The sequence below is a fragment of the Pseudomonas weihenstephanensis genome (assembly GCF_016812185.1).
Lineage (GTDB): Bacteria > Pseudomonadota > Gammaproteobacteria > Pseudomonadales > Pseudomonadaceae > Aquipseudomonas > Aquipseudomonas weihenstephanensis.
The window spans coordinates 12,879-30,429 of the sequence record NZ_JAAEBV010000002.1; the positions used below are offsets into that span (position 1 = coordinate 12,879).

The 17,551-nt window shown below is 58.7% G+C and carries 17 protein-coding genes; 2 read left to right on the plus strand and 15 right to left on the minus strand.

Annotation, left to right across the window (positions count from 1 at the left end):
• Nucleotides 1-21: 21 nt before the first annotated feature.
• The 6 genes from trpC to rpe all read right to left on the minus strand — a co-directional run bounded on the left by trpC (nt 22) and on the right by rpe (nt 5,566).
• The gene (gene trpC, locus GYN01_RS07475) at nt 22-858 is read right to left on the minus strand and encodes an indole-3-glycerol phosphate synthase TrpC (RefSeq protein ID WP_048402152.1); all 837 of its coding nucleotides are present in this window, start codon (nt 856-858) and stop codon (nt 22-24) included.
• Nucleotides 855-1,904 carry an anthranilate phosphoribosyltransferase gene (gene trpD / locus GYN01_RS07480; RefSeq protein ID WP_048364253.1) on the minus strand — a complete coding sequence of 350 codons (1,050 nt, stop codon included), beginning with the start codon at nt 1,902-1,904 and terminating at the stop codon, nt 855-857. The genes trpC and trpD overlap by 4 nt, the downstream gene beginning before the upstream one ends.
• A 9-nt stretch (nt 1,905-1,913) precedes the next feature.
• A complete protein-coding gene (locus GYN01_RS07485) occupies nt 1,914-2,507 on the minus strand; it encodes an aminodeoxychorismate/anthranilate synthase component II (protein ID WP_203306804.1) in 594 nt (197 codons plus the stop codon).
• Nucleotides 2,508-2,518: 11 nt separating this feature from the next.
• Nucleotides 2,519-4,006 carry an anthranilate synthase component I gene (gene trpE / locus GYN01_RS07490; RefSeq protein WP_203306805.1) on the minus strand — a complete coding sequence of 496 codons (1,488 nt, stop codon included), beginning with the start codon at nt 4,004-4,006 and terminating at the stop codon, nt 2,519-2,521.
• 70 nt (nt 4,007-4,076) lie between these two features.
• Nucleotides 4,077-4,895, minus strand: a complete 819-nt coding sequence (locus GYN01_RS07495; protein ID WP_048402153.1) for a phosphoglycolate phosphatase — start codon at nt 4,893-4,895, stop codon at nt 4,077-4,079.
• Complete coding sequence (gene rpe, locus GYN01_RS07500; RefSeq protein WP_048402154.1) at nt 4,892-5,566, minus strand: ribulose-phosphate 3-epimerase; 675 nt, start codon at nt 5,564-5,566, stop codon at nt 4,892-4,894. The genes GYN01_RS07495 and rpe overlap by 4 nt, the downstream gene beginning before the upstream one ends.
• A 248-nt stretch (nt 5,567-5,814) precedes the next feature.
• Between rpe and GYN01_RS07505 the strand changes: the two genes are divergently transcribed.
• Nucleotides 5,815-6,273 carry an REP-associated tyrosine transposase gene (locus GYN01_RS07505; RefSeq protein ID WP_048402155.1) on the plus strand — a complete coding sequence of 153 codons (459 nt, stop codon included), beginning with the start codon at nt 5,815-5,817 and terminating at the stop codon, nt 6,271-6,273.
• Here the strand turns inward: GYN01_RS07505 and GYN01_RS07510 are convergent.
• From GYN01_RS07510 to GYN01_RS07535, 6 genes are all read right to left on the minus strand, one after another.
• The gene (locus GYN01_RS07510) at nt 6,270-7,094 is read right to left on the minus strand and encodes an ABC transporter permease (RefSeq protein ID WP_048364247.1); all 825 of its coding nucleotides are present in this window, start codon (nt 7,092-7,094) and stop codon (nt 6,270-6,272) included. The genes GYN01_RS07505 and GYN01_RS07510 overlap by 4 nt on opposite strands.
• 10 nt (nt 7,095-7,104) lie before the next feature.
• Nucleotides 7,105-8,352, minus strand: a complete 1,248-nt coding sequence (locus GYN01_RS07515; protein WP_048364246.1) for an ABC transporter permease — start codon at nt 8,350-8,352, stop codon at nt 7,105-7,107.
• Between the two features lie 68 nt (nt 8,353-8,420).
• On the minus strand, nt 8,421-9,461 hold the full coding sequence (locus GYN01_RS07520) for an ABC transporter substrate-binding protein (protein WP_048364245.1): 1,041 nt from the start codon (nt 9,459-9,461) through the stop codon (nt 8,421-8,423).
• 34 nt (nt 9,462-9,495) lie between these two features.
• Nucleotides 9,496-10,620, minus strand: a complete 1,125-nt coding sequence (locus GYN01_RS07525) for an ABC transporter ATP-binding protein (protein ID WP_048364244.1) — start codon at nt 10,618-10,620, stop codon at nt 9,496-9,498.
• 246 nt (nt 10,621-10,866) lie between these two features.
• Nucleotides 10,867-11,496 (minus strand): response regulator, encoded by a 630-nt coding sequence (locus GYN01_RS07530; RefSeq protein ID WP_476748489.1) that lies wholly within the window; start codon nt 11,494-11,496, stop codon nt 10,867-10,869.
• A gap of 19 nt (nt 11,497-11,515) precedes the next feature.
• Nucleotides 11,516-13,915, minus strand: coding sequence for a PAS domain-containing sensor histidine kinase (locus GYN01_RS07535; protein WP_203306807.1), 2,400 nt, complete (start codon nt 13,913-13,915; stop codon nt 11,516-11,518).
• A gap of 74 nt (nt 13,916-13,989) precedes the next feature.
• Here GYN01_RS07535 and GYN01_RS07540 point away from each other — a divergent pair, with 74 nt between their 5' ends.
• Nucleotides 13,990-14,988: an alpha/beta hydrolase family protein gene (locus tag GYN01_RS07540; RefSeq protein WP_048364241.1), complete on the plus strand. Its 999-nt coding sequence runs from the start codon at nt 13,990-13,992 to the stop codon at nt 14,986-14,988.
• Nucleotides 14,989-14,991: 3 nt separating this feature from the next.
• Here the strand turns inward: GYN01_RS07540 and GYN01_RS07545 are convergent, their stop codons facing one another.
• From GYN01_RS07545 to GYN01_RS07555, 3 genes are read right to left on the minus strand one after another with little or no spacing between them, the layout of a single operon-like run.
• Entirely contained in the window at nt 14,992-15,756 is a 765-nt protein-coding gene (locus tag GYN01_RS07545; RefSeq protein WP_048364240.1) for a TerB family tellurite resistance protein, read from the minus strand.
• A gap of 1 nt (nt 15,757) precedes the next feature.
• Nucleotides 15,758-16,429, minus strand: coding sequence for an N-acetylmuramate alpha-1-phosphate uridylyltransferase MurU (murU, locus tag GYN01_RS07550; protein WP_048364239.1), 672 nt, complete (start codon nt 16,427-16,429; stop codon nt 15,758-15,760).
• Complete coding sequence (locus GYN01_RS07555; protein WP_203306808.1) at nt 16,426-17,451, minus strand: aminoglycoside phosphotransferase family protein; 1,026 nt, start codon at nt 17,449-17,451, stop codon at nt 16,426-16,428. Before GYN01_RS07555 ends, murU begins: the two co-directional genes overlap by 4 nt.
• Between the last annotated feature and the right edge of the window lie 100 nt (nt 17,452-17,551).

Genomic DNA, 17,551 nt, shown 5'->3' on the forward strand with positions numbered 1-17,551 from the left:
GCCTCGACAGCGACTACAGCGTTAATCCAGTGTTGAGCCGGTGATGGATGTCCCGCGCTCCGGGAAGAACAAACGCTGCAACTCAGCACCCGGGTTTTCCGCACGCATAAACGCTTCACCGACCAGGAACGAATACACCTCGCTGATTTCCATCAGCTCAACATCGGCGCGGTTCAGAATGCCGCTCTCGGTGATTACCAATCGATCACGCGGCACACGCGGCAACAAATCCAGCGTGGTTTCCAAACTCACCTCAAAGGTGTGCAGGTTACGGTTGTTGATCCCGACCAGCGGCGTATCCAATGTTTTCAGTGCACGCTCCAGTTCGTCGCCATCATGCACCTCTACCAACACGTCCAGCCCGACGCTTTTAGCCAGGGCGGCCAGCTCGGCCATTTTCACGTCATCCAGTGCAGACACGATCAGCAACACACAGTCGGCGCCCAACGCACGGGCTTCAACGATCTGATACGGATCGATCATGAAATCCTTGCGGATCACCGGCAGCTTGCACGCAGCACGTGCCTGTTGCAGATAGGCGTCAGCGCCCTGAAAGTAATCAATGTCAGTGAGTACCGACAGACAGGTCGCCCCGCCTTTCTCATAACTTTGCGCAATGTCGGCAGGCACAAAATGCTCGCGAATCACCCCTTTGCTCGGCGATGCCTTTTTGATTTCGGCAATCACCGCAGGCTGTTTCAACTTGGCCTGCGCCAGCAAAGCCTTGGCGAAACCACGTACAGGATCAGCCTGAGCGGCCAGGCGTTCAACTTCGGCAAAGCTCACGCGGGCGCTGCGCTCAGCCACTTCCTGAACCTTGCGCGCCAGAATGCTTTCCAGAACGGTTGGCACACTCATGCTTCATTCTCCTGCTTGAAAATCGCGGTAAACGCGCCCAGTTCTTCCAGCTTTTCGCGGGCCAGCCCGGTGTGCAGCGCATCGTGCGCCAGCGCCACACCTTCTTTCAGAGTGTAGGCAAGATCAGCAGCGTACAACGCAGCGCCCGCATTAAGTACGATCATTTCAGCGGCTTTCTGGCCGGCCTCTGTTTTACGGCGGCCCAAAGCATCGCGGATCAGTTCCAGCGAGTGTTCAGGGCTGTCGACCACCAGCCCAAACAGGCTTTGGCTCTTGATACCCAAGTCTTCAGGCTGCACCCAATACTCGGTGATTTCGCCTTTACGCAGCTCGGCCACAAACGTGGGCGCCGCCAGGCTGAACTCGTCCAGACCATCTTGCGAATGAACCACCAGCACATGCTTGCTGCCCAGGCGTTGCAGCACTTCAGCCAACGGACGGCAGAGCGCCTGATTGAACACGCCGACCACTTGATGCAACACGCCAGCCGGATTCGTAAGCGGGCCAAGCATATTGAACAGGGTTCGCAGCCCAAGATCGCGACGCGGGATGGCCGCGTGCTTCATGGCGCCGTGATGGGATTGGGCAAACATGAAGCCGATGCCCACGCTGTCGATGCACCGTGCAACTTGTACCGGTGTGAGGTTCAGGTACACACCGGCCGCTTCGAGCAAGTCGGCGCTGCCACTTTTACCGGACACGGCACGATTGCCATGCTTGGCCACCGTGCAACCGGCGGCCGCGATCACCAATGCCGAAGCCGTGGAGACGTTGAAAATATTCGCCCCGTCGCCGCCGGTGCCAACAATGTCGACCACGCCATCGAGGGTATTGAGTTCGACCTTGTCCGCCAACTCGCGCATTACGGTGACGGCACCGACGATTTCGTCGATGCTTTCACTTTTCATACGCATGCCCATCATGAAAGCGCCAATCTGCGCCTCGGTGCATTGGCCGGTCATGATGTCGCGCATGACATCGCGCATTTCATCAGTGGTCAGGTCCAGATGACCGACGATACGGTTCAGGGCAGTCTTGATATCCATATGAAGTCCTTAGCGCGTGCCGCCGGTTTGTTTAAGAAAATTGGCGAACAGTTCATGACCTTGTTCGGTCAGGATCGATTCAGGGTGAAATTGCACCCCTTCGATATTGAGTGTTTTGTGGCGCAACCCCATGATCTCGTCCACCGAGCCATCCGCGTGTTGTGTCCACGCTGTCAGCTCCAGGCACTCAGGCAGGGTTTCGCGCTTGACCACCAGCGAGTGATAACGGGTGACGGTCAATGGGTTGTTCAATCCTTCGAACACCCCCGTATTGAGGTGATACACCGGGCTGGTCTTGCCGTGCATGACTTGGCGTGCGCGAACCACGTCCCCGCCAAAAGCCTGGCCGATAGACTGATGACCCAGGCACACGCCCAGAATCGGCATCTTGCCCGCAAAGTATTTGATCGCTTGCAATGAGATGCCCGCCTCGTTCGGCGTGCACGGGCCGGGCGACACCACAATGCGCTCAGGGTTGAGCGCCTCGATCTCGGCCACGGTCAGTTCATCGTTGCGCACCACCTTGACCTCTGCACCCAGCTCGCCGAGGTACTGCACAACGTTATAAGTAAAAGAGTCGTAATTATCGATCATCAGCAACATGGCACAGCTCCTCAGGCGTCGGACGCGGGGGTTTGTTCAGCGAGCGCTACGGCGCGAAACATCGCGCGGCGTTTGTTCAGCGTCTCTTCCCACTCCAGGGCCGGTACCGAGTCGGCGACAATGCCGCCGCCCGCTTGCACATGCAATTCACCGTTCTTGATCACCGCCGTACGAATAGCGATGGCCGTGTCCATATTGCCGTTCCAGGCGAAGTAACCGACCGCGCCGCCATAGACACCGCGCTTGACCGGTTCCAGCTCATCAATGATTTCCATCGCACGAATTTTCGGCGCACCCGACAACGTCCCCGCAGGCAAGATCGCACGCAGTGCGTCCATCGCCGTCAGCCCGCTTTTCAGCTGGCCCGTGACGTTGGACACAATGTGCATCACGTTGGAGTAACGCTCGATGACCATTTTTTCAGTGAGCTTGACCGAACCGATCTCAGACACCCGGCCCGTATCGTTGCGGCCCAGATCGATCAGCATCAAGTGTTCGGCGATTTCTTTATCGTCACTGAGCAGGTCTTGCTCCAGCGCCAGATCAGCCTCTTCGGTCGCACCGCGCGGGCGCGTACCGGCAATCGGGCGCACGGTGATCAGGTTGTCTTCAACCCGCACCAGCACTTCCGGCGAACTGCCCACCACGTGGAAGTCACCAAAGTTGAAGAAGTACATATAAGGCGTCGGATTGAAGCAGCGCAACGCACGGTACAGATCAATCGGCGCTGCCTTGAAGTCGATAGACATGCGCTGCGAGGGGACGACTTGCATACAATCGCCCGCGAGGATGTAGTCCTTGATTGTGTCGACCGCTTGCTCGTAATCACGCTGGGTGAAGCTGGAGCGGAACACCGGGTCCGCTGACTGCTGAGCCGTAAAGTCCAGACCGCGACGCGGCGCAATCGGCTGACGCAACTGCTCAAGCAATGCCTCAAGCCGCGCCTGGCCTTCTTCATAAGCATCAGGTTGCGCCGGATCAACCAACACAATCGCGTGCATCTTGCCCGCGAGGTTGTCGAACACCACCACGGCATCCGACACCATCAGCAGAATGTCCGGCACGCCCAGCGGATCAGGGTTCGGGCATTTGCCGAGGCGCTTTTCCACATAACGCACACAGTCATAGCCAAAATACCCCACCAACCCGCCATTGAAGCGCGGCAAACCGGTAATGGTCGGCACGTTGTAGCGCGCTTTAAAAGCCTCGACAAACGTCAGCGGGTCTTCAACCTCGTGCGCTTCAATCTCGACGCCGTCGTGGGTCACGCGAACCTGATGCTCATGCACACGCAATACCGTGCGGCACGGCAAGCCAATGATCGAGTAACGCCCCCACTTCTCACCGCCCTGCACCGACTCCAGCAAATAAGAGTTGGGCTGATCAGCCAGTTTCAAGTAGATCGACAGCGGCGTGTCGAAGTCGGCCAGGGTTTCGCGGGCAAGCGGGATACGGTTATAGCCGGCAGCGGCCAAACGCAGGAATTCTTCACGGATCATGAGGTGCCTCGTGGTCTGAGGGTCAAACAGTCAGGTGTGCAAACGTGCCGGCTATCCGGCCAGATTCAAGTCAGGCGCGCCAACGCCAACGGGCCAGGGCCTTGATAACTTTCATCCAGAGTTTGCGAGTGACCACCACGATGGAATCTCTACGAGAGGGGTGAACAGAAGTGCCCAACGTTATCTCAGCCGCCGAATCTAAGCAACCGGCTATCAGCTCTTGCAGGTTACCGATCACCATGTCCGGCGACTCTTCTTCAATCGGGCGACCGTGGTTATAGCCATAATTGAGCGCCACACAACGCACACCTGCGGCCTTGGCAGCCAACACGTCATTGCGTGAATCACCAATAAATATTGATTGCTGCGGGGTGACGCCGGCCATTTTCATCACGAACAACAGCGCTTCGGGGTCGGGCTTTTTCTGCGGCAACGTATCGCCACCGATAATCCAGCGAAAAAAGCGCCCCAGCTTCAATTCATCCAGCAGCGGTGCCACAAAGCGCTCAGGTTTGTTGGTGATCAGGGCCATCTCGACGCCCTGCTTTTGCAGCCACTTGAGACTTTCGCGCACACCGGGATAGACCTTGGTCTGACCATGGCCGCCATCGTAGGCCTCCATGAAAATCTCCAGCGCGTGCTCGGCCTCGGCGTCGTCGACACCCGAGGCCTCAAGATTGCCCGCCAACGCACGGCGTACCAGCATCGGCGCACCGTTGCCGATCCACATCTTCACGTTTTCAAGACCGGCAGGCGGACGGCCCAACTTGAGCAGCATGGTTTCTACGGCCGAAGCCAGGTCTGGCACCGAATCAATCAGCGTGCCGTCCAGATCGAACATCACCAGCTTGGGCAATTGCCCCTGAAGGAGCTGCTCAAAACCGCTCACGGACGCGCCAACGCAAGCTCGGCACGCATTTTCTGAATAACTTCTTCGTAGTTGGGCGTGTTGAAAATGGCCGAACCCGCGACGAACGTGTCAGCACCCGCCTCAGCGATTTCACGGATATTGCCGACATTCACGCCGCCGTCGATCTCCAGGCGAATATCACGGCCCGAAGCATCGATCAGCGCCCGCGCTTCACGCAGTTTGTCCAGAGTGCCGGGGATGAACTTCTGGCCGCCGAAGCCCGGGTTAACGCTCATCAGCAAGACCATATCGACCTTGTCCATCACATACTTGAGCACGTCCAGCGGGGTCGCGGGGTTGAACACCAGCCCTGCTTTGCAGCCGCCTTCGCGGATCAATTGCAGCGAGCGGTCGATGTGCTGCGTGGCTTCGGGGTGGAAGGTGATGTAAGTCGCGCCGGCTTCGATGAAATCGCCGATGATCCGATCAACCGGGCTGACCATCAGATGCGCGTCGATTGGAGCGGTCACCCCGTACTTGCGTAATGCGGCGCATACCATCGGGCCGATGGTCAGGTTGGGGACGTAATGGTTGTCCATGACATCGAAGTGAACGAAGTCAGCACCCGCAGCGAGTACGTTGTCTACTTCTTCGCCAAGACGGGCGAAATCGGCAGAAAGAATCGATGGGGCAATAGCGAAGGGCTGCATGACGCACCTTTTAGTGAGCTAAACACGGTGGCGCGCATTGTATACCGCGCGCCCCGACGCGCACACCGCCTTGCGGCCGCTACGCGACCGATCGCAGCCTTCGGCAGCGACTACATAGGCATACATCGCTGCCGAAGGCTGCGATAAGGCCCAACAGCTTCCTGCAATATCTTGCCAATAAAGGCACAAGGCGTTGCCTGATAACCCATCTAACTTTAGAAAACATCCCTCTTCACGAAGGCAAAGGAATGCCAGAATCCTACAACAGCAAACACCTACTCAAAGGCCGCTACTCCGAACCCGGCCGCATCTATATGCTCACTACCGTCACCGACCAACGACGACCCGTATTCAGTGACTTCCATCTGGGCCGCCTCGTGGTCAACCAACTCCGACAAGCTCACGACGAAGGCATCGTTAACTCACTCGCCTGGGTCGTAATGCCTGATCACTGCCATTGGCTCGTAGAGTTACGCACAAAGTCGCTGGGTGAGTTGATGTGCCGAATAAAGTCGCGCAGCAGCGTCGCTGTCAATCTCGCCACCCAATCCACAAGCCGGCTATGGCAAAAGGGCTATCACGACCGAACCTTGCGCCGGGAAGATGATCTCAAGGCCGCCGCCCGCTACCTGATCCAAAACCCGATCCGCGCTCAGTTGACCTCGCGGATCGGCGATTACCCCCTGTGGGACGCCTGCTGGATTTAGACCTGTGCTGTACGCAATTTCTCACTGCGCCCGCGCAACCACTCCAGCGTCAGTAGCAACACGACGGAGAACGCAATCAGCAGCGTGGCCGCTGCGGCAATGGTGGGGCTGAGGTTTTCACGGATGCCGCTGAACATCTGGCGCGGCAACGTCGCTTGCTCCGGCCCCGCCAGAAACAGCGTCACCACCACTTCATCAAACGAGGTGGCAAAGGCAAAAAGAGCACCTGAAATCACGCCCGGTGCAATCAGCGGTAAAGTCACCCGGCGAAAAGCGGTCAGCGGCGAAGCGCCCAAGCTGGCCGCCGCCCGCACCAGGTTTTGGTTGAACCCCTGCAACGTCGCCGACACGGTAATGATCACAAACGGCACGCCCAGCACCGCATGCACCACGATCAACGAGAAGTAGCTGTTACCCAGCCCCAAGGGCGCGAAAAACAGGTAGCTGGCCACACCAATAATCACCACCGGCACCACCATCGGCGAGATCACCAGCGCCATGACCAGCGCCTTGCCGGGGAAGTCACCACGGGTCAGTCCAATCGCCGCCAACGTGCCGAACACCATTGCCAATACCGTGGCCGCCGGGGCCACGATCACACTGTTTTTCAATGCGCGCATCCACTCGGCCGAGGCGAAGAAGTCCTGATACCAATGCAGCGAAAAGCCCTGCAACGGGTAAACCAGAAAACTTCCGGAGTTAAACGACAACGGAATGATCACCAGCACCGGCAAGATCAAAAACAACAGAATCAGCCCACAAAGGATGCGCAAGCTGTAGAACCACACCCGTTCAACGGGGGACATGTAAGGGCTCAGCATGGCGGCCTCCTTAATTCAGACGCAGGCGGGTGGCACCCACCAGCCAGTTGTAAATCAGGTACAGCACCACCGTCGCCAGCAGCAGCAAACCGCCCAACGCCGTGGCCATGCCCCAGTTGATGCTGGTATTGGTGTAGAACGCCACGAAATAACTGACCATTTGATCGTTAGGGCTGCCCAGCAATGCGGGGGTGATGTAGTAGCCAATGGCGATGATGAACACCAGCAGGCAACCGGCACCGACACCGGCATACGTCTGTGGGAAATAAACGCGCCAGAAGCTGGCAAATGGATGACATCCCAGTGAGATCGCAGCCCGCATATAGGTCGGCGAAATACCCTTCATCACGCTGTAAATCGGCAAGATCATGAACGGCAATAGGATGTGCACCATCGAGATATAGACCCCGGTGCGGTTAAACACCAACTCCAACGGTTTGTCGATGACGCCCATGCTCATCAGGGCACTGTTGATCAGCCCCCCAGATTGCAGCAAGACGATCCAGGCCGCGACGCGCACCAGCACCGAGGTCCAGAACGGCAGCAGCACCAGAATCATCAATAAGTTGCTTTGGCGTGCGGGCAAGTTGGCCAGCAGGTACGCCAAGGGGTAAGCCAGCACCAGACAGATGCAGGTGATGACCAATCCCATCCAAAAGGTACGGGCGAAGATGTCCAGGTAAATCGCCTGATCCGGTGTAGCCGGAGCCACTTCGCCGAGGTCATCAATACGATGATCGACCGCTGCCAGCAGGTAAAACGGGGTCACGCTTGAGCTATTGCGCTTGATCGCCTGCCAATACGCCGGGTCGCCCCAACGCTCGTCGAGGGTTTCCAGTGCGTCTTTGTAAGATGCCGGCACCGCCTTGAACGGCAGCGCTTTGGCAGTTTTCATCAACAGGCTGCGGTAGCCTGCCAACTCCATGTTCAGACGTTTGGACAAATCGCCCAATACTTGATTCTTGCGTGCCTCGGCCAAGTCCTCGCTGAGCGCCAGATACACCGGCTCAGCCGGTAAGCCTTTGCCATCCCAGCCGTGCACCGCCACCACGGTGCGAGGCAAGCCTTCGACCACTTCCGGGTTGCCGACACTTTTGTACAACAGCGCAGCAATCGGCACCAAAAACACCAGCAGCAGAAAGATCACCAACGGTGCAATCAACGCCTGCGCTTTCCAGCGATTCACACGCTCGGCATGCGCCAGGCGCTTCTTCAAGCTGGGGCTGGAGACTTCGTTCAAGGGGATGGCGAGGGCCATGGCGAACTCCGCAAATCTTTAAACAAGGGCGACACGCCCTGACCGGACGCGTCGGGTATCAGCGATCCTTACTTGGCAGCCCACGCGTTGAAACGTTGCTCCAGTTGCTCGCCGTTATCAGCCCAGAAGCTGACGTCGATCTGCACCTGATCCTTGATGTTTTCAGGCGCGGTCGGCATGTCGGCTTGCACCTCTTTAGGCAGCAGCGGCATGGCCTCTTTATTCGCCGGGCCATACGCGATGTTTTGCGAGTACACACTCTGCTGTTGAGGTTGAAGCGTGAATTGCATGAACTTTTTCGCCGCCTCAGCTTTGGCCGGGCTCAAACCTTTAGGGATGGCCCATGCGTCGAAGTCGTAAATGCCGCCGTTCCACACGATCTTCAGGTTGCTTTCTTTTTGCACCGCAGCGATGCGGCCGTTGTACGCCGAACTCATCACCACATCACCCGAGGCCAGGTACTGCGGCGGCTGCGCACCGGCTTCCCACCACTGGATGCTCGGTTTCAACTCGTCGAGCTTTTTGAAGGCGCGGTTCTGACCGTCCTTGCTCGCCAGCACCGTGTACACATCTTTGGGCGCAACCCCGTCTGCCATCAGTGCAAATTCCAATGTGTACTTGGCGCCTTTGCGCAGCCCGCGTTTGCCGGGAAAGGTTTTGGTGTCCCAGAAATCCGCCCAACTGGTCGGCGCGGTTTTCAGCTTGTCAGCGTTGTAAGCCATGACCGTGGACCATACGAAGAAGCCTGCGCCGCATGACTGAATGGCGCCAGACACGTACTGATCGGGATTGCCAAACAGTGCCGGGTCCAGTTGCTCAAACATGTCTTCGTCACAACCACGGGACAGTTCGGGCGATTCAACCTCGACCAAATCCCACGAGATGCTTTTGGTGTCGACCATCGCTTTGATCTTGGCCATTTCACCGTTGTACTCACCGGCGATGATTTTGCCGTCGCCGCGAGCTTCCCAGGGCGCGTAAAACGCTTTGACCTGAGCGGCCTTGTTCGCCCCGCCAAACGAGACCACGGTCAGGTCGGTGGCCGCCAGCGCATTGGCGGCGCACAACAGGCCCATACTCAGGACCGATAATTTCAGGGATTTATGCATGGTGTTCTCCACAGGGTTGGTGAAGCCGGGGCGATTAATTCGCCTCTAAGAGAGGGTCCAGCGCACGTACGTGTTCAACCTGCCAACCGAGCGGCACCACGTCACCGACGGCCAGCGTCGGGTCCAGTTCGGCAATCGGCTGTTTCACAAAAAAATCGTTCTTGCCGCAAACTTCCAGGCGCACCCGCACGTGGTCGCCCAGGTAGATGAACTCTTCAACTCGCCCCGAGAAACGGTTCACGCAGGACTCACTGGCGCCATTGAGGCTGATGCGCTCCGGGCGGATCGACAGGGTCACCGGATCGCCGGTGCGCCCCACATTCACCGCCAGCGCTTGCACCTTCTCACCGCGACCCAATTCGACCACGCAGCGCTCGCCGTCCTGACTGTGCAGGCGGCCATTGAGGCGGTTGTTTTCGCCGATGAAATTGGCAACGAAGGTGTTTTTCGGCTCTTCGTAGAGGCTACGCGGCGGGGCAATTTGCTGGATTTCACCTTGATGGAATACCGCCACCCGATCCGACATGGTCAGCGCTTCGCCCTGGTCGTGAGTCACGTAAACCACGGTCACACCGAGGCGCTGGTGCAGATGCTTGATCTCCATCTGCATGTGCTCGCGCAGCTGCTTGTCCAGCGCGCCCAACGGCTCGTCCATCAGCACCAGCTGCGGTTCGAACACCAGCGCGCGCGCCAGTGCCACCCGCTGTTGCTGGCCGCCCGAAAGTTGCGCCGGGTAACGTTGGGCAAACGCCTCGAGCTGCACCATGCTCAACACACGCTTGACCCGCTCACTGATATCCGTGCGGTTGAGGCCGCGCACCGACAGCGGAAAGCCCAGGTTTTCGGCCACGGTCATGTGCGGAAACAGCGCGTAGTTTTGAAACACCATGCCAATGTCGCGCTTGTGCGGCGGCACGTTATTGATCGAGCGGCCCGCCAGCAGGATTTCACCCGCGGTGGGCGTTTCAAAGCCTGCGAGCATCATCAGGCTGGTGGTTTTGCCCGACCCTGAAGGCCCGAGCAAGGTCAGAAACTCGCCTTTACGAATGTCCAGATTGAGGTCTTTGACGATCAGGTTTTCGCCGTCATAGCTTTTTTGCACGCCACGAAAGCTGACCAAAATGTCATTCGACCCAGCGCTTGCACCGACCTCACTCATAGCCACACCTTTTGTTTTGGACTGCTGTAGCCCAAGACTAAAGAAGGCGCCAACCCGCAGAAATCGGGGCGCAGGAGAGATTCACATGAGGCAGTTGGAAGATTAGGGGTAGGGCGTGCCCTACACAGATGTCGCGTTTAAGACAGTGGAACGCTTACGGCCAAGCACGATGGCAAATCAATGATACAAAACTGTCGTAATCAGACACGCCCCACTCGGTAGTCGCTGCCGTTGCGTTTGTGTATTTCACACCAGCTTGTGTTCCATCGCGTACTTCACCAAGTCCGCCAGCGAGGTGACGTTGAGTTTTTGCATCAAGCGCGCCTTGTGCGTGCTGATGGTCTTGCTGCTCAAGGCCAACTGCTGCGCGATGTCATTCACGTTTACGCCCTGCGCCAGGCGCTCGAATACAGAAAACTCCCGCTCCGACAACGACGCATGTAACGGCCGCGAATCAGTCAGGCCCACTTCAAACACCATGCGATCCGCCAACTCCGGGTCGATGTAACGCCCCCCTGCCGCCACTTTTCGAATCGCCGTGAGCAGCAACGCCGGATCACTGTCCTTGGTCGCATACCCCGCCGCACCAAATTTCAACGCCCGCGCCGCCATCTGCGCTTCGTCGTGCATCGACAACACCAAAATCGCGGGCGGGTTGTTCAAGGCACGTATCCGCGGGATCGCTTCCAGGCCGTTGACACCGGGCATCGAAATATCCAGCAGCACCACTTCGCACGGCACATGACGCAAGGTTTCCAGCAGTTGCTCGCCATTGCTCGCCTCCCCCACTACCAGCAAGTCCTTGGCCAGGCCAATCAATTGCTTGATGCCTTCACGCACGATGGTGTGGTCTTCCGCTACCAGTACACGAATCACAGGTATTTCCTCATCAAGGTCATTTCGACGGCTGAACCAGCGGCACCCGCACATTCAGGGTGGTGCCTTCGCCCGGCACACTGTGCAGCGACAGCGTACCCCCCAACATCAATACGCGTTCGCGCATGCCCACCAACCCGAAAGAGGTTGGCCTGCCGGTGGCGGGAACAAACCCCAGGCCATCATCGCTGATGGTCAGGCACAGCGATTGTTGTTCAATGCTTAAGGTCAACTCAACGGTTTGCGCCTGAGCATGGCGCATCACGTTGGTCAGCGCCTCCTGCAAAATCCGGAACAGACCTACTTCCTTGGCAGCACTCAACGGCGGTAAATGTTCAGGCACCTGCACCAGACACGGAATTTGCGTACGCGCTTCAAAGCGCTGTGCCTGCCATTCGATGGCAGAACTGATGCCCGCGTCCAGAATGGGCGGGCGCAAGGCCGTGGCCACATCACGCACCAACTGAAACAGCTGAGCGATGAGCTTTTTCATACTGTTCAGGCGTTCGCGCAGGCCGGGGTCGAGGTCGGCATACGCCAGCTCACACATGGACGTTTCGAGTTTGAGCACGGTCAACATCTGCCCCAGCTCGTCGTGCACTTCGCGGGCGATACGTGCTTTTTCTTCTTCACGCACACTCTCAAGGTGCGCCGACAGTTCACGCAATTGCCCACGCGAGCTGTCGAGTTCCAGTTCAATGCGCTTGCTTTCGCTGATATCCCACACAATGCCGTCCCACACCACGGTGCCATCGCCCAGCCGCCGGGTGATGGCCTTGATCTCGGCCCAGCGCTGCTGACCATCGCGCGTAACGATGCGACCTTGCCACGCCCAGTCGCTGTCGCTGTCCAGCGCCAAGTCCTGCACGCGGTGGTAATCCGCCTTGTCGTCGGGATGTACCAAGCTGCGCAAACCGACTTCGCGTTTACGTAACGTCGCGGGCGAGAAGCCGGCCAAACTCTCACTGCCTTCACTGATGTAGGGGAAGTCCAACTCACCCGTAAGCAGTGAGCGCTCCAGACGAAACACCAGCCCCGGCACATTGGCCGCGATGCCTTGCAAGCGCGCATCACTCTCTTGCAGCGCGGCCTGCACGCGACGGCGTTCAGTGATGTCATTGAGGTACACGACCAAGTACTCCGCCGCCTGAAAACGCAGGAAGCTGAGGGTAATGTCCGCCGGAAACGTGCTGCCGTCGGCACGCACACATTGGCTTTCAAAGCGCTGCGCGCCGTCTTCACTGGCCCGTGCGCGCTTCCACAAACCGAGCCAGCGGTCCATCGTCAGCCCCGGTTCAAAATCACTCAAGGGTCGCTCAAGGACCGCACCCGGCGCACACCCGAGCATGTGTTCGGCGGCCTGATTGGCATAGCGCACGTGACTGTCCCAATTGACCCACAGAATGCCGACCGGGCTTTGGTCGATCGAAAACTGGGTCAGGCGCAACGCTTCGGCGCTCGCGACACGCAGCGCGATGTCTTCGCGAGCATTGAGCAGCGCCCGTTCCAGCGCGGTTTGCTGACGCCGCTGCCAGTACACAATCGCCATGCACGCCAACAACAATGCACCGATCAACAGGCTCAGGTTTTGCCAAAAGCCGGGCGAAGGGCCCAGGTGGGGGTATTTGGGCTGCAACCAGCGGGCATGCAGTTGCTCCATGTCGCGTGCCGGTATCGCATGCAGCCCGCGTTCGACGATCCCGGCCAGCTGCGGCCAATCGCGTCGGGTCGCCACGCGTAACAATTGCGGCAAACCGATATCGCCCACCACCGCTAACCCGGCGAACTCCGGCTCAACGGACAAGCGACTGAGTTGCGCTTCATCAATCACAGCATAGGTCGCTTGCTGGCTGAGCAACAATTGCAACGCCTGACGCTCCAGCGGCACGCCTTGCAAATTGAGTCCCGGGTAGCTGCTGCGTAAAAAATCCGCCGTCGCACTGGGCATGCGCACCGCCACGCGAGTCTGGCTGTCGAGCCGCTCCAGATCGACCGCTCCGTTGCCGTTGCCGTTGCGCTCGCCTACCACCAACTGCGGCACCCGCATATACGGGTCGGAAAACAGCCACAGGCGCAACCCTGCCGGTGTTTGGGTCAGGCCCGGCACCAGATCAATCTCCCCGGCGCGGGCCGCTGCTTCAAGGTGCGCCAGATCCGGATAATTGCGCCAGCGCAACTCAACGTTCAACGCCTGCGCCAGCCACTTCATCAGCTCCACATTGGCCCCGGAGAGCTGCTGCAAACGCTGATCAAATTTGGCGTAGGGCGCTTGCAGCACCAGGCCGACCCGCAACTGCGGGTGCTGCGCCAGCCAGTGTTGTTGCTCAACGCTCAACTGCGCCGCAGGCACGGGCGCTGCATGGCTCATCAAGGGCAGCCAGAACCAGCCGATAACCAACAGATAGCAAAAACGTGTCATCTGAACGCTCACCCCCTGACAAATACTGATCAACCCTTTAGGCTACCGGGATTACTTCTGGCCTGGAAAAACTGATGTCTTCTTACCGTCTGGCGCTGCCAGCCCTGTGCCTGTCGTTACTGCTGCCCTTGGCATTACCGGTCTACGCTGCTGAGCCGCAGCCCGCTGCCGAGCCTGCACAACCTCAACCTGTTGAGCGTCAGCCCTTGCTCGAACGTAGCCAGGAAGACGCGACTGCGCTTGAACGACAGCTCCCGCAGCACGAACAGCAACAGCTGCAAGCGGGTGAGGACACCTTCCTTGCGCTGTGGAAACCCGCTAACAGCAACGACCCCAGCGGTGCAGTGATTATCGTGCCCGGTGCAGGCGAAACCGCTGACTGGCCGCTGGCCATCAGCCCGCTGCGCAACAAACTGCCGGACGCCAACTGGGCCAGCCTGAGCCTGAGCTTGCCAGACCTGCAAAGCGAAGCCAGTCAGGCGCGCACCGTTGAACCCGAGAAATTACCTACGCCACAAGCGCCAGACAGTAGCAGCAAAGACGCCAGCACCACAGCCAAACCTATCGAACAGGCAGCCAGCGTCGGCACTGAAAACCCGGCGCCGGACGTCACGCCCCTCGCCACGCGTGAAGAGATGAACACCGCCGATGCCGAGCGCATCTTCGCCCGTATCGAGGCAAGCATTGCCTTCGCACAGCAGCAGAATGTGCGCAGCATCGTATTGCTGGGGCACGGCACGGGGGCGTATTGGGCGGCACGCTATGTGGCCGAAAAACAACCCGCGCACGTGTCGAAACTGGTGATGGTGGCCGCGCAGACACCGGCTCAGGCCCAGGCGGACTTGAGCCAAATGACCCCGACGCTCAAAGTCGCCTTGCTGGACGTCTTCTATAAAGACAACGCTATGGCGCGTAAAGCGGCCCTGCAACGGCTGCAAGCCAGCAAGCGGGTGAATGGCGGAGAGTTTAAACAGGTGGCGTTAGCGGCGATTCCAGGCAACCGCGAGGCCGAGCAAGAACAGTTGTTTCGCCGAATTCGCGGCTGGCTCAGCCCGCAGCCTGTGGATAAGTAACGCTCAAAACCCGCGACGCTGGCGGATCAACGTGTAAGCGTGATGCAGCTCGCGGGTCGTCTCGGTCGCCTCAAGCACTTGGGAGGGGCTTGCACCGGAGCCTGCCACCTTGTCCGGGTGATGACGGCTGAGCAAACGTCGATAGGCGCGCTTGATCTGCGCCGGATCACTCTGGTCGGTGACGCCCAACAGCTTGAGCGACTCTTGATACGTGCCGCCACGCGTTGCCAGCGGCCTTTTTTGAGGCTCGTAATCAGCGCCCAACGCTTGAATCTGTTGCGGGGTCCAACCCAGCCAACGCCCCCAGCGCACAATCAATTCACGCTCCCGGGTGTCGACCCGGCCATCGGCAATGATCATCCGCCAGCACGCGCGCAGAACACCTTCTGCGGCGTGTGGCTGTGACTTGAGGCGCCGCAAATAACCGCGCAATGACTCATTGCCGGACTTGCCACGATTGAAGGCGCCAATCGCCCGCTTCTGCGCAGGCGCGCTCATGTCGAGCAAACGCATCTCTTGGCGCGCCTGCTCAATGTGTTTATCCACCACTCGCCCACCGCTTTTGGCCAGACGACCGAGCAACACAAACAGCAGTTCGTCATTGCGCAGCACTGCACGTCCGCCCAGCCGTTCGCGCAGATGCGCCCAGCTGTGCAGTTGCAGACGCCGGTCCAGCGCCTGCCCCAGCAATGCACCGAGCATGGCCCCCGGAATACTGGCTATCAAAAAGCCACCTCCGGCTCCGATCAGGGTCCCTGGCCACAGCATATTAGTGAGCGCCCTTGATCAAGGTCTCAACCTCAGCCAAACGCTCATGCGTACCTACATCTACCCAATGCCCTAGCAAACGCTCTCCTGATACACGGCCGGCGGCCATGGCTGTACGTAATAACGGCGCCAACTTGAACGCGCCGCCCGTGCAGCCGCTGAACAACTGGGGGCTGAGTACAGCGATGCCGCTGTAGGTCAGCGTGGGCGCGTTCGGTTGTGCATCTTTGATCTGCGAGTCCATCAGGCAAAAATCACCTGTGGGGTGGTGCGCCGGGTTATCCACCAGCACCAAATGCGCAAGACCGGCAAGCGGCTGGCGCAGGGCGCTAAAGTCATAGTCGGTCCAGATATCACCGTTCACCACCACAAACGGGTTATCGCCCAACAACGGCAATGCTTTAAAAATCCCGCCGCCGGTTTCCAAGGGTTCGCCCTCAGCGGAGTACTGAATGCTGACACCCAACTGTGAACCGTCACCCAAGTGATCTTCTATCTGCTGACCGAGCCAGGCGTGATTGATCACGATCTCGCTAAAACCTGCGGCGGCCAGCGCACGCAGGTGGTACTCGATCAGAGGCACACCGCCCGCACGAATCAGCGGTTTTGGCGTGTGCAGGGTCAAGGGGCGTAAACGCTCGCCTTTGCCCGCAGCCAGAATCATCGCCTTCATAGGGGCGCCTCGGCGGGCTGACGCAGACTGACAAACAGCTCACCCAATTGCGCCAGTTCAGGACGGCGCGCCAGTACCGCTTCTATATAGGTGAAGAAGCGCGGCACATCCGCCAGGTAACGCGGCTTGCCGTCGCGGTGGCAAATACGCGCGAAGATACCGATCACCTTCAAATGACGTTGCACGCCCATCAGGTCGCTGGCACGCAAAAAGTCCTGCAAGACCGGCTGCACGGGAATCGCCAGATGACGCGCGCTCTCCCAATAGTTGCTCAGCCACTGCAATACCCGCTCCTCTGGCCAACTGAGGAATGCATCCTTGAACAAGCAGGTGATGTCATAGGTCACCGGGCCATATACCGCGTCCTGGAAATCCAGCACGCCGGGGTTGGGGATGCTCAACATCAGATTGCGCGGCATAAAGTCGCGGTGCACCAGCACTTTGGGTTGTGCCAGGGCGCTGTCGATCAACAGATCGCTGACCTGCTGCCACAGCGCCTGCTGTTGCTCATCCAGCTCAATGCCCAAGTGACGGCGTACGTACCATTCAGGGAACAACTCCAGCTCGCGGCGCAGCAAGGCCACGTCATAGCTGGGCAATGGCTCGGTCATTGGCAACTGCTGAAAGGCCAGCAGCGCTTCAATGGCGTCGTCGAACAGCTCATCGGCGTTATCTTCATTAATAACGTCAAGAAAGGTTTTATTGCCCAGGTCATTGAGCAAAAGAAACCCGCGTTCGAGGTCCTGAGCAAAAATTTTCGGCACATTTATTTCGCTTGTGCGCAGTAATTCGGCGATATCGACGAAAGGTTTGCAGTTTTCCTGGGGGGGCGGAGCGTCCATGACGATAAAACTGCGACCCTCGGCCTCCCAGCGAAAATACCGCCGAAAGCTCGCATCGCTGCTGGCCGCAGTCAACGTGGCCGGGGGTACGAGGCCCCAACCTTGATTTAAAAACAGGGCAGATAATTGCTCATCGAGCCAAACTTTCAGGTGTTGCAGGCGTACATCTTGGTCAGGCATTGCGTGGGTCTCCGACGGCCCTAGCCGTCAAGCGGGTCATGCTTTATTATCCAGCATCTTTTCCAGACCATCGAGAGGCGTGCGGTCCCCCACCGCGGGC